This window comes from Streptomyces tauricus (assembly GCF_014650955.1).
GTDB lineage: Bacteria > Actinomycetota > Actinomycetes > Streptomycetales > Streptomycetaceae > Streptomyces > Streptomyces tauricus.
This window is the reverse complement of the sequence record NZ_BMVY01000007.1, coordinates 271244-287042: the sequence shown is the minus strand read 5'-3', so window position 1 is coordinate 287042 and position 15799 is coordinate 271244. Positions and strand designations below refer to the sequence as shown.

Sequence of the window (15799 nt, the reverse complement as noted above, 5' to 3'; positions counted from 1 at the left end):
GACGGTGGTGTGGTGGCTGCGGCTCCGCCGGCGGGCGCCGGGGTGGCTCAGCCCAGGGCCTTGTCCAGGTTGAAGGCCGCGCTGATCAGGGCCAGGTGGGTGAAGGCCTGGGGGAAGTTGCCCTGTTGTTCGCCGGTGTGGCTGATCTCCTCGGCGTACAGGCCGAGGTGGTTGGCGTAGGTGAGCATCTTCTCGAAGGCCAGGCGTGCCTCGTCGAGCCGGCCGGCCCGGGTCAGCGCCTCGACGTACCAGAAGGAGCAGATCGAGAAGGTGCCCTCCTCGCCGCGCAGGCCGTCGGGGCTGACCTTCGGGTCGTAGCGGTAGACCAGCGAGTCGGAGACCAGGTCCTCGGTGAGCGCGTCGAGTGTGGAGAGCCACTTCGGGTCGGTCGGTGAGATGAACTTGGCCAGCGGCATCATCAGCACCGCGGCGTCCAGGACGTCGTCGTCCTCGTGCTGGACGAAGGCCTTGCGCGTCGGTGACCAGCAGCGGTCCATGATCCGCCGGTAGATCGTGTCGCGGGCGCCGCGCCAGCGCGGGAGGTCCGCGGGCAGGCCCCGGCGGTTGGCCAGCCTGATCGCCCGCTCGATCGCCACCCAGCACATGAGCCGGGAGTAGAGGAAGTTCTTCCGGCCGCCGCGGGTCTCCCAGACACCCTCGTCGGGCTGGTCCCAGTGGTCGCACACCCACTCCACCAGCGCGCAGATGTCGTCCCACTGGTCGCTGGAGATCGGCTGGGCCCACTTGTCGTAGAGGTAGACCGAGTCGATGAGGGCGCCGTAGATGTCGAGCTGGAGCTGGTCGGCCGCCGCGTTGCCGATCCGGACGGGGGCGGAGCCCTGGTATCCCTCCAGGTGGCCGACTTCCTGTTCGCGCAGGTCGGTGCGCCCGTCGATGCCGTACATGATCTGCAGCGGGCCCGCGGGGCGGCCGTCCCCGGGGCTGATGTGCCGGGCCGTGAACGCCATGAACGACTTGGCCTCGCTCGTGAACCCCAGGCGCAGCAGGGCGTACACGCAGAAGGCCGCGTCGCGCACCCACACGTACCGGTAGTCCCAGTTCCGTTCGCCGCCGATCTGCTCGGGCAGGCTGGTCGTCGCGGCGGCCACGATCGCGCCGGTCGGCGCGTAGGTGAGCAGTTTGAGGGTCAGCGCGGAGCGGTGCACCATCTCGCGCCACCGGCCGCGGTACTGGGATGCGGTCAGCCAGTTCCGCCAGAACGCCACGGTGGCGCCGAACAGTTCCTCCGCCTCGGCGCGCGGGCAGCGGCGGGGCTGGGTGTCGCCGCTGACCTGGTCGAGGGCGAACACCGCCGACTCGCCCTCCTGGAGTTTGAAGTCCGCCGTCGCGTCCAGCCCGTCGCAGGCGAGCGGTTCGGTGGAGGTCAGGGCGAGCGACAGGTTCTTGGACTCGAAGACCACCATGTCGTCGTGGAGGCGGGCGGTGTGCGGCTGTGCCGCGTAGTCGAAGCGCGGTGCCACGCGGGCGTGGAAGGGGACCGAGCCACGTACGCACAGCACGCGGCGGATCAGCCGGTGCCGGTCCGCCTCCCCCGCGTCGCCGGTGCCGTCTCCGCCTCCGTCGCCGTCGACCGGCATGAAGTCCTGGATCTCGCCGACGCCGTCCTCGGTGAAGAAGCGGGTGAGCAGGACGTTGGTGTCCGGGAAGTAGAACTGCTTGGTCCGCGCCGGGACGGCTGCCGTCAGTTCGAAGGAACCGCCCTGGTCCGCGTCGAGGATCGAGGCGAAGACGCTGGGGGCGTCGAAGGAGGGGCAGCAGTACCAGTCGATCGTGCCGTCGATGCCCACGAGGGCGACGCTGCGCAGGTCGCCGATCAGGCCGTGGTCGGCGATCGGGAGGTAGCGGGTGCCGTCGGAGGGCGTCGGCGGTTCCTCGCCGTCGGACGCCGGTGGGGCCTGGTGAGCGGATGCCTCGGGCATGGGCTCAGCGTAGACGTTCCACTGGGGGGTTTGTCGGGAATCTGCGGGTCCGTTTGGGCCGGGCGCGCCCACGCGGCGGAGCCGCGGAAGGTCACAGCCCCGCGCCCCAACAGCCCCGCGCCCCAGGGGCACGGGTCAGCGGAGGAGCAGTTGCAGGCCGCCCAGGACCGTCGCCGCGATCACCAGGCGTTCGAAGAGGCGTTGGTTGATGCGGTCCACGGCCCATTTGCCGATGAGTGCGCCCGGCAGGACGAAGGCCGCGAGGGCCGCGTCCAGGAGCAGGGAGTGGCCGTCGATCAGGCCGAGGCCGACGCTGAAGGGGACCTTGGAGACGTTGACGATCAGGAAGAAGAAGGCGGAGGTGCCCAGGAAGCCGAGCTTGCGGAAGCCCGCGGACAGGAGATACATCGACATCACCGGGCCGCCCGCGTTGGCGACCATCGTGGTGAAGCCACCCAGCACTCCGTAGGAGCGGGCCTTGATCCGGCCGGTCCGCGTGGCCACCGAGTCGGGCTGCTCGTCGGCCCCGCCCGCCTCGGCCTTCCGGCGGCGCCACACGGTGACCGCGGCCATGAACAGCAGGATCGCGCCGATCGACGTACGCACCATCGCGTCGTCGGCCCACACCAGGAACACCGTGCCCACGACCACGCCCGCGGCGACCGCGGGGAACAGCCTCCACAGGGTCGGCCAGTGCGCGTGCCGCCGGTAGGTGAGTACGGCGAGCACGTCCCCGACGATCAGGATAGGCAGCAGCACCCCTGTCGACGCCCTGGCCGGCAGGACCGCCGCGAAGATCGCGAGGCTCACGGTGTTGGCCCCGCTCACGGCGGTCTTGGAGAAGCCGACGAGCAGGGCCGCGGCGGCGAGGGCGGCGAACTCCCAGGGAGTGATGTGCCAGAGCGTCATCGTGTTCATGCGGGAACCGATGCTATGCCCACCTATCCGGCCCTGTCAGGGGCGTCTCGACAGGTGACCCCGACCTCCCGACCGGTGACCCGCCGCGGGTTCCCCCGGCGGGTGTCCCCTGCCGCCGCCACCTGCCGCGTGCTCTGGACCGGCCCCCCACCCCCTGGAAAGATCGTCCTCGAACCTTCGCCGCCGCCGATGGAGGACCCATGGCCGACTCCCGCGAACACACCCTCACGGGCACCCGGAGCAGCATCACGGCACGCGAGTGGCCACGGGAGCGACCGCGGTACGTGGCACTGCTGGTCCACGGCTACGGCGAACACATCGGCCGTTACGAGTACGTCGCCGACGTGCTGCACGGGCATGGCGCGGCGGTGTTCGGCCCCGACCACATGGGACACGGGAAGTCCGGCGGCGAACGCGTGCTGATCGAGGACTTCGAGGACGTGGTGAGCGACGTCCACGCGGTGGAACTGCTGGCCCGGGACACGTACCCCGGGGTGCCCATCGTGCTGATCGGTCACTCGATGGGCGGGCTCGTCGCGGCGCGCCACGCCCAGCGGTACGGGGACGGGCTGGCCGCGCTCGTCCTGTCGGGGCCGGTGATCGGCGACTGGCAGCCGCTGCATCAGCTGCTCGCGCTCGATCCGCTGCCCGAGGTGCCCATCGACCCGACGGCGCTCTCGCGCGATCCTGCGGTCGGCCGGGTGTACGCGGCGGACCCCCTCGTCTGGCACGGGCCGTTCAAGCGCCCCACACTGGAGGCGTTCGTCCGCACGCTGGAGACCATCTCCAAGAGCGGTGACGTGGGGGCTCTCCCGCTGCTGTGGCTGCACGGGGACGACGACCGGATCGTGCCGCTGCCGGCCAGCCGGGCGGGCGTCGAGGAGCTGCGCGGCGCCGACTGGGACGAGCGCGTGTACCCGGGCGCACAGCACGAGGTGTTCAACGAGACGGTCAAGGACGCGGTCCTGGCGGACCTGACACGCTTCGTGGACGACGTGCTCGCGTAGAAACACCCATCAGGGGCAGGCACGATACGACCCATGACGAGGTGCACGAACGACAAGGGAGACCTGATGGCCGACGCCCTCGAACTCGACGCGCTGTGGGCCGAGTTCCACCGCGTGGTGAACATGACCTCTCAGGAGCTGGCCGCCTGGCTGCGGGTGAACGACGCCTCCGAGGAGTCCGTGGCGCCGCCCGAGCACGCGGGCGCACCGACCGGCGAGCATGTGCTGGCCATCCTGCAGAAGCGGCGCATCGACCTCACCGAGGACGACCTCGACGTGATGTACGAGGTCGTGGACACCGTCACCGCCGAGACCGGCCCCGAGCGCGAGCCGAAGCAGGCGTCCGAGGCCGAGGAGACCCGCCGCCGCCACCGGCTGATGACCCTGGGCCATGACCCGACCAGGCCACTGGCGTGAGCGGCGAACAGGAGAGGGTCCTGCGGGCTTTGGTGTCCCGCCACGGCCGTACGTTCGCCGAGGAGGGGGGCATCACGCTGCGGAACACCCCGCAGCCGCTGTACCGGACCCTGGTCATGGCCTGTCTGCTCAGCGCGCGGATCCGTTCCTCCGTCGCCCTGGCGACCACGCGCGCCCTGTACGAGGCGGGGTTGCGCGATCCCCGCCGGATGGCCGCGGCGACCTGGCAGCAGCGGGTCGACGCGTTGGGCCGTGGCGGTTACCGGCGTTACGACGAGCGCACGGCGACCCAACTGGGCGACGGAGCGCGGCTGTTGCTGGACCGCTGGGGAGGCGATCCGCGCCGGATACGGGAGGCGGCGGACGGTGACCAGAAGGAGCTTCGCGGCCTGCTCAGGGAGCTTCCGGGGCTGGGGCCCGCGGGCGTGGACATCTTTCTGCGTGAGGTGCAGCGGGTGTGGCCCGAGGTCTCGCCCCACCTCGACGCGAAAGCTCTCCAGGGCGCGGGCAGGCTCGGTCTGCCCGAGGGCCCCGGTCGACTGAGGGAGCTCGCCGGGGACGTCGAACCCGCCGTCCTGGCGGCGGCTCTGGTGCGGGCGGCGCTGGACAAGTCGGTCGTGGAGGACTGTGTGCGGCACGCCGAGGAGGCACGGACCTAGAGGACCGCCATCACCTTCACCGGGTCGGCGCCGCTGTCACTGTTCCCGCGTTCACCGCAGCAGCCATCCGCCGTCCACCGCGAGGTCGACGCCGTTGACCGCCTCGTTGCGGAGCAGGAAGTCCACCGCGTCCACGACGTCCCGCATCCGCGCGAGCCGGCCCGTGGGCGTCTGCGCGCGGTAGTTCTCCAGCACCTCGGCGGGCTTGTCCGACCAGTACGGGCTGTCGCCGACGATCCCCGGGTGGACGGCGTTGACGCGGATCGGGGCGAGTTCGGTGGCGAGGGTGCGTACGAGGCCGGTGACGCCCGCGTTCACCGTGGCGACCGTGGTGGCGCCGGGGTAGGGCCGCTCCTTGGCCTGCCCGCCGAAGACCACGACGGCGCTCTCCTGCGTCATGCGCGGCACCAGCGTGTGGACGACCTCGGTGTAGCCGACGAGTTTGAGGGTCACGAGGTACTGCGCGGCCTCGATGTCGTACGCGGTGACGGTGTTCCGGTCCCGTGAGACAGCGGCGAGCACGAGATGGCCGACCCGTTCCACACCGGCCAGCGCGGACGCGATCTCCCGTGGCCGGGAGAGGTCGAGGGCGATCCCGTGCGCGCCGATCTCCTTGGCCACCGTGTCGGCCCGGTGGGCGTCGCGCCCGGTGAGGACGACTTCGTCACCGCGTTCCGCGCGGGCGCGGGCGATCGCGAGACCGATACCGGCCGTGCCCCCGACGACGACCACACCGCTCATGGCGTCCGCCCTCCCCTGTCCGGTGCGGCCAGTACGTCACGCAGGTGGTCCCAGTCGCGCGCGAACCGGTAGGAGTGGCGCGACGGCGGCTGCGGCGCCTGTGTCTCAAGCCAACGCACCGGCCCCGTACCGGCGTTGGTGAAGCCGTGCACGCAACCGGCGCCCGCCCAGGCGGCGTCGCCCACTTCCAGCCGGTACCGCTCACCGTCGAAGGTGGCGCCGACCGCGCCCTCGACGATCAGGTACGTCTCCTCGAAGGGGTGGTCGTGCGCGCCGGCGACGCCGTCGGCCGCGTACTGGACCATGAACATCGTCGAGGCGACGGCGCCCAGGTCGGCGTCCACCATCATCTTGACGGTGATGCCGCTGTAGACGAGCAGGGCACTACGCATACTGGCCGACACGGCGAGGAGGTCCTGGGACTGCTTTCCCGGGTCCATCTGGGCGGCCTCGAAGTGGCCGAAGGAGCGGGTGCGCGGGTCGCGTACGTCGATCCGGGCGGGCTCGCGGACGGGCGGGGCCTGGCGGGCGGGCACGGCCTGGGTGTCGTACCCGTAGCGGGCTCTCGGCACCGGCGCGAGCATGTCCGCCCAGCGCGCGACGGTGTCCCGGCCGCCGCGCCAGGCGTGCGGGACACCCGTCGGCAGCAGCCCGTAGTCACCTTCTTCGAGGAGGTACGAGCCCTCGGGCGTATCGAGGATCACGGTCCCCGACAGCAGGTGGAAGGACTCCTCGTACGAGTGGACGTGGGCCCCGATCGTCCCGTCCGGGGCCAGTTCGCAGACCCCGAAGCCGGTGTGTACGGAGCCGTCCTCCTCGCCGACCACCGTCCGTCGCGTGAATCCCACGCTGTCGTACGGCAGTTGGGGCGGTACGGCGAATGCGGCGTCGGCCGCCCGCCGGATCACGTGGTGGGTCATGCCTGCCGCTTCCCCCGTGCCTCGGCCGCGGCGGTGAGGCGGTCGCGGGACTCCTCGACCAGGCGCCGCGCCCGCCCGGTGTCGGCCAGCAGCCTGCCGTCGCGCTTGTGGACGACACCGTCGACGATGACGGTCTCGACGTTGGAGACGTCCGCGCTCAGCGTCACGGCGGCCACCGGGTCGATGAGCGGCGCGATGTTGAGCGCGGTCGCGTCGATCGCCACGACGTCGGCACGCTTGCCCGGGGTCAGCGAGCCGGTCCGGTCCTCGAGTCCGGCGACATGCGCCCCGTTGACGGTCGCGATCTCCAACATCTGACGTGCCGTCAACATGGTGTCGGGGACGGGGCTGTCGGCCTGCCAGCACGCTGCGTTCACGCGGGCCCGCTCGGCGCCGAAGGCCGCGCGGATCTGGGTGAACATGTCTCCGGGCACGGTGGTGACGACGTCGATGCTCAGGGAGGGCCGCAGGCCGTACTCGATCGCCTTCATCACGGGCGGCCAGCCGTGCCCCATCTGTGTCTCCACCTGCGGGGCGATGGACACGGCGCCGCCGCTGTCGGCGACCATCCGCCACTCCTCCTCGCTGAAGTAGCAGCAGTGCACGTAGGTGGTGTCGGGGCCGAGCAGACCGAGGCCGTGGAGCTGCTCGACCATCCCGAACCGGCCGGCGAGCCGTCCCATGCCGGCGTGCACGGTGAGGGGAATGCCCAGTTCTCGCGCGAGGTGCCATTCGGCCTCGACGACGTCGTTGATGCAGAAGCCGGGACCGCGGGTGGCCAGGCCCATGGTCAACAGGCCGCCGTCGGAGGAGAAGTGCCGCTCGCGGACCCGCCGTACGTCGTCTCCCGGCATCGCGATCTTGCTCTCGTACCAGTAGTCGGCGAGCGAGGTGTTGGCGCTGCCGTACGCGTACTGGGCCCGGATGCCGGTCTCGGTGAGGGCCTGGACCGCCGCGTCGGGGTGTTCGGGGGTGTTGTTGATGTGGGACCAGTCGACGAGGGTCGTGATACCGGCGTTCAGGCATTCGAGCGAGCCCGCCAGGTTGCCCGCGTACACGTCCTCGGGGCCGTAGACGGGCGCGTAGGTGTCCAGGACCTCGACGAAGTAGTCGTCGAGTGTGGCGTCGGGCGCGCAGCCGCGGATGGACGCCTCCCAGGTGTGCCGGTGGGTGTCGACGAAGCCCGGCACGAGGATGCGGCCCGTCATGTCGAGCACTTCCGCGTCCGCGACGATGTCGTGTGCGACGGCGGCGATCCGCCCGTCCTCGATCAGGACGTCACCGCCGGGCAGGTCCCCGATCGCGGGATCCATCGAGAGCACGTGGCCCGAGCGCAGGAGCATTCGGTTGGTCATCGCCCTACTCGCCTCTCTCCATGCCGAGTTCCGAGTTCAGTGAGCCGTCCAAGGCCCGGTTCAGTACGCGCTGAGGTCGCGGACCGTCGCCGCGACCTTGTCGACGGTCGGGACGACCTCCCTTTCGAGTACGTCCGCGAACGGCAGCGGCACGCATGCGGCGGCGACCCTGCGGACGGGCGCGTCGAGGAGCCCGAAGCCCTCGTCGGCGACGATCGACACGAGCGTGCCGCCCCAGCCGCCCTGGTAGGGGTTCTCCTCGACGACCACGAGCCGTGAGGTCTTCGCGAGAGAGCCGAGCACGGTCATCACGTCGAGCGGCACGAGGCAGCGCAGGTCGACGACTTCCACATCGATGCCCTCCTCGGCCAGCCGCTCGGCGGCGGAGAGCGCCACCGGCACCATCGAGGCGAGGGCGACGAGCGTGACGTCGTCGCCCTCGCGCACGACGGCCGCGTGGCCCAGTTCGACGACGTGGTCCGGCGGCGCGGGCGGCCCCTTGCCCGCGAACAGCCCCTTGTGCTCGAAGAAGACGACCGGATCGTCGCTGCGGATGGCGGCGGCCATCATGCCGATCACGTCGGCGGGTGTGGCCGGAGCCGCGATCTTCAGTCCGGGGACGGTCAGCGCCCAGTTCTCGGTGGCCTGGGAATGCTGCGCGCCGAAGCCGAGGCCGCCGCCGTTGGCCGTACGCACCACCAGCGGCACGGTCACCTGACCACCCGTCATATAGCGCACCTTGGGGATCTCGTTGGCGAGGTAGTCCCAGCAGCAGGCCAGGAAGTCCGAGAACATGATCTCCGCGACGGGCCGCATCCCGGTCATCGCTGCGCCCATCGCCGCCCCGACGATGGCCTGTTCGGAGATCGGCGTGTCCCACACCCGTCCGGCGCCGAACTCCTCGTACAGCCCGGCCGTCGTCTTGAACACCCCGCCCGCCGCGCCGATGTCCTCGCCGAGGCACACCACCGCCGGGTCGCGCCGCATCTCCCGCGCGATGCCCTCGGCGACGGCCTGCCGGTAGGTGATCACGTCCGCCATCGCGCACCTCCGTCGGCCCATACGTCGGTCAGCGCGTCCCGGGGATCGGGCGCGGGCGCCTTCTTCGCGGCCTCGACGGCCGCCTGTACGACGGCTTCGGCGCGCTGGTCCGCAGCGACGAGCGTCTCGGCAGGCATCCCGAGTTCGGCGAGCCGGCCGCGTGCCACGTCGAGCGGGTCGTGCTTGAGCCAGCGCTCCACCTCCTCGGCCGGGCGGTAGGCGGCGGGATCGGCGCGGCTGTGGCCGTAGTGCCGGTAGGTCCGCGCCTCCAGCAGGCCGGGCCCGTCCCCCGCCCGGGCCCGGCCCGCCAGCCGGGCCACCGCCTCCCGTACGGCGACCACGTCGTTGCCGTCGACGGTCTCGCCGGGGATGCCGTACGCCGGGGCCCGGTCGGCGGCGGGGTCGGCCACGGCGGTGACGTCGGCGATCGGGGTGTACTCCATGTAGAGGTTGTTCTCGCAGACGAACAGCACGGGCAGCCTCCATACGGCGGCCAGGTTGAGCGCCTCGTGGAAGGCGCCGATGTTGGTCGCCCCGTCGCCGAAGAAAGCGACGGCGAGCTGTCCGGTGCCCCGCAGCCGGGCCGACCATGCGGCGCCGACCGCCAGGGGGAGATGGGCGCCGACGATCGCGTACGAGCCGAGCATGTTGGCCGAGGCCTTGGTGAGGTGCATCGAGCCGCCCTTGGCCCCGCACAGGCCGCTCGCGCGGCTCATCAGTTCGGCGAGGCATTCCTCGGGGGTCGCGCCGCGAGCCAGGGCGTGGTGGTGGCCGCGGTAGGTGGCGAACACGTAGTCGTCGTCGCGCAGGGCCGCGCTCGCCCCGACCGCGACGGCCTCCTGTCCGGCGGCGAGGTGCGTGGTGCCTTTGACGAGGCCGGACAGGAACAGGTCGTGGGCGGCCTTCTCCGTGCGCCGGATCACGGCCATCTCCTCGTAGAGGGCGAGGAGTTCGGCGGCCTCGGAGCCGGGGCCCGTACCTGTTTCCGAGCCGACCGCCGGCTGCGGGACGCGGGTCATCGGTCTCCCCTGCCCTCGCGGGTGTTCAGATGGGACTGGGACTCCCGGCGGGTGTCGAGCGCGCCGTCCACGGTCCAGTACTTGCGGCCCGCGACGAGCAGTTCCTCCGCCGGGAACTTGGTGATCACCTCGCAGCCGTCGGCGGTGACGACCACCTCTTCCTCGATGCGCGCCGCCGACCAGCCGTCCGCCGCCGGCCAGTACGTCTCCAGCGCGAACACCATGCCCTCTTCGAGGACTTCGGGGTGGTCGAGCGAGACCAGGCGGCTGAGGACGGGCTTCTCCCAGATGGACAGGCCCACCCCGTGCCCGTACTGCAGGGCGAACGCGGCGGTCTCGTCCGGAAAGCCGAACTCCTGGGCGCGCGGCCAGACTTCGACGATGTCGGCGGTCGTCGCACCTGGCCGGACCAGGGCGATCGCCTCGTCCATGTAGGCACGGCAGCGGATGTACGCGTCGCGCTGCGCGGCCGAGGCACTGCCGACGGCGAACGTGCGGTAGTAGCAGGTGCGGTAGCCGAGGTGGCTGTGCAGGATGTCGAAGAAGGCGGGGTCGCCGGGACGGATCAGCCGGTCGCTGTAGACGTGCGGATGCGGTGAACAGCGTTCCCCGGAGATCGCGTTGACCCCTTCGACGTACTCGCTGCCCAGGTCGTAGAGGACCTTGGACACGAGTCCGACGCACTCGTTCTCACGCACGCCCGGCCGCAGGTGGGCGTACAGCTCCTCGTACGCGGCGTCGACCATCGAGCACGCCTGGGTGAGCAGGGAGATCTCGTCGGGCGTCTTGACCCTGCGGGCCTCAAGGAACACCTGCTGCCCGTCGACGACGTCGATGCCCTGCTCCTTGAGCGCGTGCAGGACGGGCATCTCGGCGATGTCGACGCCCAACGGCTCGCCCGCCAGCCCGTGTTCGCGCAGTTCGGCGGCCACCTTCGCCGCGACGTCGGCGCCGATCCCGGCATCCGGGTGGAAGGCACCGCGCAGGGTCGAGATGCCCGCGCGGGCACCCGTCGGCGGGCTGCCTTCCTTGCCGTCGCCGTGGTCGAGCCACGGGTTGTACAGCTGGTGGTGACGGGCGGCGGAGCCGAAGTCCCAGACGACCGGTTCGCCGCCGCGGACGAGGAGGGCGAAGCGGATCAGCTTGTCCATCGCCCAGGTGCCGATGTGGGTGGACGACATATAGCGGATGTTGGCGAAGTCGAAGCTGAGCAACGCGCCCAACTCGGAGCGATTCAGGGCTTCGTGGAGCCGGTCCAGCCGCTCCCCGCGAAGCCGGTCGAGGTCGATGCGCTGTTCCCAGTCGACTGCGTTCGGTCCGTAGGTGCGGATTGCCATTGACGACCACCACCCTCATCCGGAGTGAACGACCGCCCGGGGAAAGTGTCAAGGCATACTGAACACGAACCAGACACCCACGGCAGGTTCGGCGCCGTCGTTGCGGTAGCGGTGCGGGGTCGTCGACTCGAAGCTCACCGCGTCGCCGGGCCGGATCACGTACTCGTCGAAGCCGAGGGTGAGGATCAGTTCGCCGGAGGTCAGATAGCCGTACTCGGTCCCGGCATGCCGCATCAGAGCGCCCGTGCCGGAGGAGGCTCCGCCGGGGCGGTAGGTGACGAGCAGGAAGTCGACGTCGGCGCCGGGGACCCGGCCGAGGCGTTCCCACACGACGCCCGAGTCCAGCTCCAGCACCTCCCGTTCACCGCCGCCGACCAGCGGGCCGATCCTGCGGCGGGGGTCGGCGGCGAAGGCGGCGAGCGCGTGCAGGACGGTGTCCGGCGGTGCGCCCACGGGTGCCGGGTGCCCGGCCGCGATCCCCGCCATCGGGGTGGGGGCCGGGTCGTCCTCGGCGTCGAAGAGCGACTCGACCGGGATGGCGAGCGCGGTGGTGATCGCGTACAGCGTGCTCACCGACGGCTGGCTCTTGCCGGTCTCTATCTGTGAGACGAGGCTCGCGGACACCCCGACCTCCCGGGCCAGCGCGCGCAGGCTCATACCGCGCGCCGTACGCGCCCGGCGGATGCGCGCGCCGACCGGCGGCACCGCGGCAGGGGACACGGGCGGCTCCTCTCGCAGCGGTGACTCGTGCGGGGGCGTTCACCTCCATTGAACAGTACGGCACCCTCAGTCGTCGTCGGGTTCCTCGACGAGCAGGGCGAAGTCTCGCCGACCGTGACAACTGCCTCTGGGTCGTTGCCCTCGGCGCCCACGGGTAGAAGCCGGGGTTCTGGAGGAAGCGGTGCGGGTCCCCCGCGATCAGGGGGAAGCCTGCGGCGGTGCGGTCACCCGAGAACGTCCAGCCGTTCGAGCCCGCGGTACCGGGATCGTCGGAGGCGAACAACTCCATTGCGTCGCGGTCGAGTTGACGGGCCACTTCCTCGCGCCACAGCCTGGTCGGGAATCCGGCGAACAGGATGTGGTGGGTGAGCCACACCCCGAGAGGCGTCCAGCTCTCCCAGGGTTCCGGGGCGAGTCCCGTGGCCGCGAACTCGGGTGTGTCCGCCGCCGCACGTACGAGGCCGAAGTTGACTCCGTCGACATAGGCGCGGACCCAGGCGGCCGTCTCCTCCTCCAGCGCGTCGAAGCAGCGCCGGGCCGTGTCGTCGAGCCGGGCCCGGCGGGCGAAGCGGTCCCACGGCACGGCGCCCGCGCCGAGGAAGGAGGCGGTGGTGCCCTGGGAGCGGTGCCGTTCCAGCTCCAGTCGCCAGGCACGGTCGCGTACCGCGTTGCGTCCCTGGGCGAAGGCCAGCCGCAGCGGATCGGCAGCCCGGAGGTGCGGGATGCCCCAGGCGTCCCGGTAGGTACTGCCGGAGGCGTCCCGGGACGTGCTGCCGGTCATGACCCGGTCTCCCTCGCACTCGAATTTCCTGGTCCACGGCTCAATCGGGTGCCTGGCACTCCACCCTCCGTCAAGTTAGCTTAGGCTAAGCTAACTTGCCTTTAGAGGGCTCGGGGGTCCACGCCACCAGGGAGGAGTCCGCCCATGGTCCTGCCCGTCATCCACTCCTATGCCATGCCCGACCGTTCCGCGGTTCCCGCGTCCGGCCCGGCCTGGACGATCGATCCGGCGCGGGCCGCGCTGCTGGTCCACGACATGCAGAACCACTTCGTCCAGGCCTTCCCGCCGGACTGCTCACCCGTCGTGGAACTGATCGACAACATCGCCACCCTGCGCGAACTGGCGGGCACCCTCGGCATGCCGATCGTCTTCAGCGCCGAGCCGGCCGAGCAGCGCCCCGGCCAGCGCGGCCTGATGAGCGACATCTGGGGGCCCGGCATCGGACCTGAGCCCGACGGGGACGCGGCGGTCGTGGCACCGCTGATGCCCCGGGTGGGCGAACACCTGATGGTCAACGTCCGCCACAACGCGTTCCTGCGCAGCCATCTCGGCAGGCTGCTGCGCTCCGAGGGGCGCGATCAGCTGATCCTCTGCGGGGTACGGGCCCATCTCGGCATCCTGCTCACGGCCGCTGACGCCTTCATGCACGACATCCAGCCGTTCGTGGTGGCCGACGCGGTGGCCGACTTCTCCGCCGAGGACCACTCCATGGCACTGCGGTGGATCGCTCGTACCGGTGTCGTCTGCACCACCAACCAGCTGATCCGTCACCTGCTGCACGGCAGGGCGGCCCAGAGCATGTGACCTGCGCCGACTGGCTGTTGGGCCGTTGCGCCCGAGGGGACGCGGCGGCGGGTGGCTCTCGCACGACGGCGAACGGCTCACGCGCAAGGGCGTCCCGGATACTCGTCGCTCTCCGGTACGCCCGCCTCGCGCATCCTGCGCAGGACCTCGCCCCGGGTCGGCCCGTCGTCGATGTCCACCACACCGTTGGTGTCCCGGTCGAAGACGAGGACGTCCCCCGCGGTGTCCCAGAGCACCCACCTGCGTGGGTACGCGGGCGCCTGCCACAGATGGGCGTACGTCTCCACGCTGTCGATGCGCGTACTCACAGGGCGCCTCCCTCGCTCTCCCGGCCGTCGACGAATGTCGCGACCACGTCGATGTCGCCGATGCGCGAGACCTCGACGCCCGTCGGGTCGTCGCCCAGGACGACCAGGTCCGCGCACCTGCCCGGTGTGAGGCTGCCCGCACGGTCCTCCCAGTGGCAGGCGAAGGCGCCGGCCACGGTGTAGGCGCGCAGTGCCTCTTCGACCGTGATGCCCTCGTCCGGGCCGATGACCTGCCCCGACGCGGAGGCCCGCTCGACCATGAACTGGACCGCCCGCAGGGGTGATCCGTCCGCGACGGGCCGGTCGGAACTGCCGACCAGTGTGACGCCGTGGTCGAGGAATCCCCTTCCACGGTACAGCCAGGGTGCCCGCTCCTTCCCCATGACGGCCGCGTAGTCGTCGCCGAAGTACCGCAGGAAGTTCGGCTGGACCACGGCCGCCACGCCCAGCCGCGCGAGGCGGTCCAACTGGTCGGGACGGATGAGGCCCGCGTGCTCGATACGGTGCCGGGCGCCCGGCCGGGGACGCAGGCGCTGCGCCCGCTCCAGCGCGTCGAGGGCCACGTCGGCCGCCCGGTCACCGATGGCGTGGACGGCCAGCTGCCAGCCCGCGAGATGACCGTCGACGATCGTGTCCGCCAGCGCCCCGGGGTCCTCCTGCAACTGGCCTGCGTGGTCGAGTCCTTCGTAGGGGCGGCTGAGGGCGGCGGTACGGGCCATCATGCCGCCGTCGGTGTAGATCTTCAGCGCGCCGACGGAGAGCCGGTCGCCGCCGAACCCCGTCCGCAGACCGAGGTCGAGGGCGCGCGGGATGCCGTCGTCCCGGTGCGCGGCGACCGGGCGCAGCCGGTCCGCGGACACCATGAGCTGGACCCGCAGGGGCAGTTTGCCCTGCTCCGAGGCCAGTTGGTACGCGCCCAGCTCGACCGGGCTGTGCCCGAACAGGGCCCCGCCGATGCCCGCCTCGGCGCAACCGGTGATGCCCTCCGCCAGGCAGCCGCGTGCCGCGTGACCGATCGCGTCGGCCAACTCCTGCTGGGAGTACGGCAGGCGCAGGGCCCGTGCGGCGCCCATGGCTCCCTCGGCGAGGAAGCCGTTCCCGTCGGCGAGTTCGGCGGGCAGCAGGTCCAGGACGGCCGTGTTGACCATGCAGCCGTGTCCGGAGTCGTGCATGAGGAACACCTTGCGGCCGGCGCTGACCCCGTCCAGTTCGGCGGCGGTCAGATGGCGGCCGAGGCCCCGCTGGTCGTAACCCGCGAGGTCCGTCCAGCCGCCTTCCGGTGTGCGGGCCACCGCCTCGGCCACCGCGGCCAGGACGTCCTCGACCGACCGGCACGGCGCGATGCTCGGCGTGCCCGCCTTGAAGCCGGTCCAGGCCAGATGGACATGGCTGTCGATGAACCCGGGCAGCACGGTGGCGCCCTGGAGGTCGACCACCCTGCGGGCGGGCAGGGCGGCCACCTCCTCGTCCAGGCCCACGATCCGGCCCCGCCAGATGCCCAGTTCGCGGGCGACGGGACGGTCGGGGTCCATGGTGAGGAAGCGGGCGTTGGTGAGTCGCGTGGAGAGCATCGGTCCGGCGCCTCAGCCGGCCTGTTCCGCCGCCGTCCGCGTCCGCTCCACGAGGCTCTTGGGGCGCATGTCCGTCCAGTTGCTCTCGATGTGGTCCAGGCACTCCTGGCGGGGAGCCGGGCCGTGCGCGACGGTCCAGCCGGCCGGCACGTCCACGAAGTCGGGCCACAGGCTGTACTGGCCCTCGTCGTTGACGAGGACGGAGTAGGTGCCTTCGGGGTTCTCGAACGGGTTGGTGCTCATGAGGGTCCTCCGACTCGC

General features: G+C 71.3%; 16 protein-coding genes and 1 pseudogene. 4 read left to right on the top strand and 13 right to left on the bottom strand.

Going from position 1 to position 15799, the window contains the following annotated elements; all coding sequences use genetic code 11:
• Window positions 1-47: 47 nt before the first annotated feature.
• Both IE278_RS14775 and IE278_RS14770 read right to left on the bottom strand, forming a co-directional pair.
• Window positions 48-1940, bottom strand: a complete 1893-nt coding sequence (locus tag IE278_RS14775) for a glycoside hydrolase family 15 protein (protein WP_189772398.1) — start codon at window positions 1938-1940, stop codon at window positions 48-50.
• Between the two features lie 135 nt (window positions 1941-2075).
• Window positions 2076-2858, bottom strand: coding sequence for a sulfite exporter TauE/SafE family protein (locus tag IE278_RS14770; protein WP_189772396.1), 783 nt, complete (start codon window positions 2856-2858; stop codon window positions 2076-2078).
• Between the two features lie 200 nt (window positions 2859-3058).
• Between IE278_RS14770 and IE278_RS14765 the strand changes: the two genes are divergently transcribed.
• The 3 genes from IE278_RS14765 (at window position 3059) to IE278_RS14755 (ending at window position 4941) form a co-directional block, all read left to right on the top strand.
• Window positions 3059-3865, top strand: coding sequence for an alpha/beta hydrolase (locus IE278_RS14765; RefSeq protein ID WP_189772394.1), 807 nt, complete (start codon window positions 3059-3061; stop codon window positions 3863-3865).
• A gap of 66 nt (window positions 3866-3931) precedes the next feature.
• Complete coding sequence (locus IE278_RS14760; RefSeq protein ID WP_189772466.1) at window positions 3932-4282, top strand: DUF3140 domain-containing protein; 351 nt, start codon at window positions 3932-3934, stop codon at window positions 4280-4282.
• Window positions 4279-4941, top strand: a complete 663-nt coding sequence (locus IE278_RS14755; protein WP_189772392.1) for an HhH-GDP family DNA glycosylase — start codon at window positions 4279-4281, stop codon at window positions 4939-4941. The genes IE278_RS14760 and IE278_RS14755 overlap by 4 nt, the downstream gene beginning before the upstream one ends.
• 51 nt (window positions 4942-4992) lie before the next feature.
• On the opposite strand, the gene IE278_RS14750 is transcribed toward IE278_RS14755, so the two are convergent.
• The 8 genes and pseudogenes from IE278_RS14750 to IE278_RS14715 form a co-directional block, all read right to left on the bottom strand.
• On the bottom strand, window positions 4993-5682 hold the full coding sequence (locus IE278_RS14750; RefSeq protein WP_189772390.1) for an SDR family NAD(P)-dependent oxidoreductase: 690 nt from the start codon (window positions 5680-5682) through the stop codon (window positions 4993-4995).
• On the bottom strand, window positions 5679-6602 hold the full coding sequence (locus IE278_RS14745) for a cupin domain-containing protein (protein WP_189772388.1): 924 nt from the start codon (window positions 6600-6602) through the stop codon (window positions 5679-5681). The genes IE278_RS14750 and IE278_RS14745 overlap by 4 nt, the downstream gene beginning before the upstream one ends.
• Window positions 6599-7957: an amidohydrolase family protein gene (locus tag IE278_RS14740; RefSeq protein ID WP_189772386.1), complete on the bottom strand. Its 1359-nt coding sequence runs from the start codon at window positions 7955-7957 to the stop codon at window positions 6599-6601. The genes IE278_RS14745 and IE278_RS14740 overlap by 4 nt, the downstream gene beginning before the upstream one ends.
• Before the next feature lie 60 nt (window positions 7958-8017).
• Window positions 8018-8998, bottom strand: a complete 981-nt coding sequence (locus IE278_RS14735) for an alpha-ketoacid dehydrogenase subunit beta (RefSeq protein ID WP_189772384.1) — start codon at window positions 8996-8998, stop codon at window positions 8018-8020.
• Window positions 8986-10017: a thiamine pyrophosphate-dependent dehydrogenase E1 component subunit alpha gene (locus tag IE278_RS14730; RefSeq protein WP_189772382.1), complete on the bottom strand. Its 1032-nt coding sequence runs from the start codon at window positions 10015-10017 to the stop codon at window positions 8986-8988. Before IE278_RS14730 ends, IE278_RS14735 begins: the two co-directional genes overlap by 13 nt.
• The gene (locus tag IE278_RS14725; RefSeq protein WP_189772381.1) at window positions 10014-11354 is read right to left on the bottom strand and encodes a M24 family metallopeptidase; all 1341 of its coding nucleotides are present in this window, start codon (window positions 11352-11354) and stop codon (window positions 10014-10016) included. The genes IE278_RS14730 and IE278_RS14725 overlap by 4 nt, the downstream gene beginning before the upstream one ends.
• A gap of 48 nt (window positions 11355-11402) precedes the next feature.
• Entirely contained in the window at window positions 11403-12074 is a 672-nt protein-coding gene (locus IE278_RS14720; protein ID WP_189772380.1) for a helix-turn-helix domain-containing protein, read from the bottom strand.
• A gap of 154 nt (window positions 12075-12228) precedes the next feature.
• Window positions 12229-12855: pseudogene (locus IE278_RS14715) on the bottom strand (penicillin acylase family protein); the annotation flags it as partial.
• Window positions 12856-12999: 144 nt separating this feature from the next.
• Here IE278_RS14715 and IE278_RS14710 point away from each other — a divergent pair.
• A complete protein-coding gene (locus IE278_RS14710; RefSeq protein WP_189772379.1) occupies window positions 13000-13659 on the top strand; it encodes an isochorismatase family protein in 660 nt (219 codons plus the stop codon).
• 77 nt (window positions 13660-13736) lie between these two features.
• Here the strand turns inward: IE278_RS14710 and IE278_RS14705 are convergent, their stop codons facing one another.
• From IE278_RS14705 to IE278_RS14695, 3 genes are read right to left on the bottom strand one after another with little or no spacing between them, the layout of a single operon-like run.
• On the bottom strand, window positions 13737-13967 hold the full coding sequence (locus tag IE278_RS14705; protein WP_189772378.1) for a hypothetical protein: 231 nt from the start codon (window positions 13965-13967) through the stop codon (window positions 13737-13739).
• Window positions 13964-15538: an amidohydrolase gene (locus IE278_RS14700; RefSeq protein ID WP_189772377.1), complete on the bottom strand. Its 1575-nt coding sequence runs from the start codon at window positions 15536-15538 to the stop codon at window positions 13964-13966. The genes IE278_RS14705 and IE278_RS14700 overlap by 4 nt, the downstream gene beginning before the upstream one ends.
• Before the next feature lie 12 nt (window positions 15539-15550).
• A complete protein-coding gene (locus IE278_RS14695) occupies window positions 15551-15781 on the bottom strand; it encodes an MbtH family protein (protein WP_189772375.1) in 231 nt (76 codons plus the stop codon).
• Window positions 15782-15799 lie beyond the last annotated feature (18 nt).

What these genes read in the sequence shown, in the direction of transcription:
- IE278_RS14775 (WP_189772398.1), bottom strand. Translation starts at nt 1,940, where the DNA reads ATGCCCGAGGCATCCGCTCACCAGGCCCCACCGGCGTCCGACGGCGAG.
- IE278_RS14770 (WP_189772396.1), bottom strand. Translation starts at nt 2,858, where the DNA reads ATGAACACGATGACGCTCTGGCACATCACTCCCTGGGAGTTCGCCGCC.
- IE278_RS14765 (WP_189772394.1), top strand. Translation starts at nt 3,059, where the DNA reads ATGGCCGACTCCCGCGAACACACCCTCACGGGCACCCGGAGCAGCATC.
- IE278_RS14760 (WP_189772466.1), top strand. Translation starts at nt 3,932, where the DNA reads ATGGCCGACGCCCTCGAACTCGACGCGCTGTGGGCCGAGTTCCACCGC.
- IE278_RS14750 (WP_189772390.1), bottom strand. Translation starts at nt 5,682, where the DNA reads ATGAGCGGTGTGGTCGTCGTCGGGGGCACGGCCGGTATCGGTCTCGCG.
- IE278_RS14745 (WP_189772388.1), bottom strand. Translation starts at nt 6,602, where the DNA reads ATGACCCACCACGTGATCCGGCGGGCGGCCGACGCCGCATTCGCCGTA.
- IE278_RS14740 (WP_189772386.1), bottom strand. Translation starts at nt 7,957, where the DNA reads ATGACCAACCGAATGCTCCTGCGCTCGGGCCACGTGCTCTCGATGGAT.
- IE278_RS14735 (WP_189772384.1), bottom strand. Translation starts at nt 8,998, where the DNA reads ATGGCGGACGTGATCACCTACCGGCAGGCCGTCGCCGAGGGCATCGCG.
- IE278_RS14730 (WP_189772382.1), bottom strand. Translation starts at nt 10,017, where the DNA reads ATGACCCGCGTCCCGCAGCCGGCGGTCGGCTCGGAAACAGGTACGGGC.
- IE278_RS14725 (WP_189772381.1), bottom strand. Translation starts at nt 11,354, where the DNA reads ATGGCAATCCGCACCTACGGACCGAACGCAGTCGACTGGGAACAGCGC.
- IE278_RS14710 (WP_189772379.1), top strand. Translation starts at nt 13,000, where the DNA reads ATGGTCCTGCCCGTCATCCACTCCTATGCCATGCCCGACCGTTCCGCG.
- IE278_RS14700 (WP_189772377.1), bottom strand. Translation starts at nt 15,538, where the DNA reads ATGCTCTCCACGCGACTCACCAACGCCCGCTTCCTCACCATGGACCCC.
- IE278_RS14695 (WP_189772375.1), bottom strand. Translation starts at nt 15,781, where the DNA reads ATGAGCACCAACCCGTTCGAGAACCCCGAAGGCACCTACTCCGTCCTC.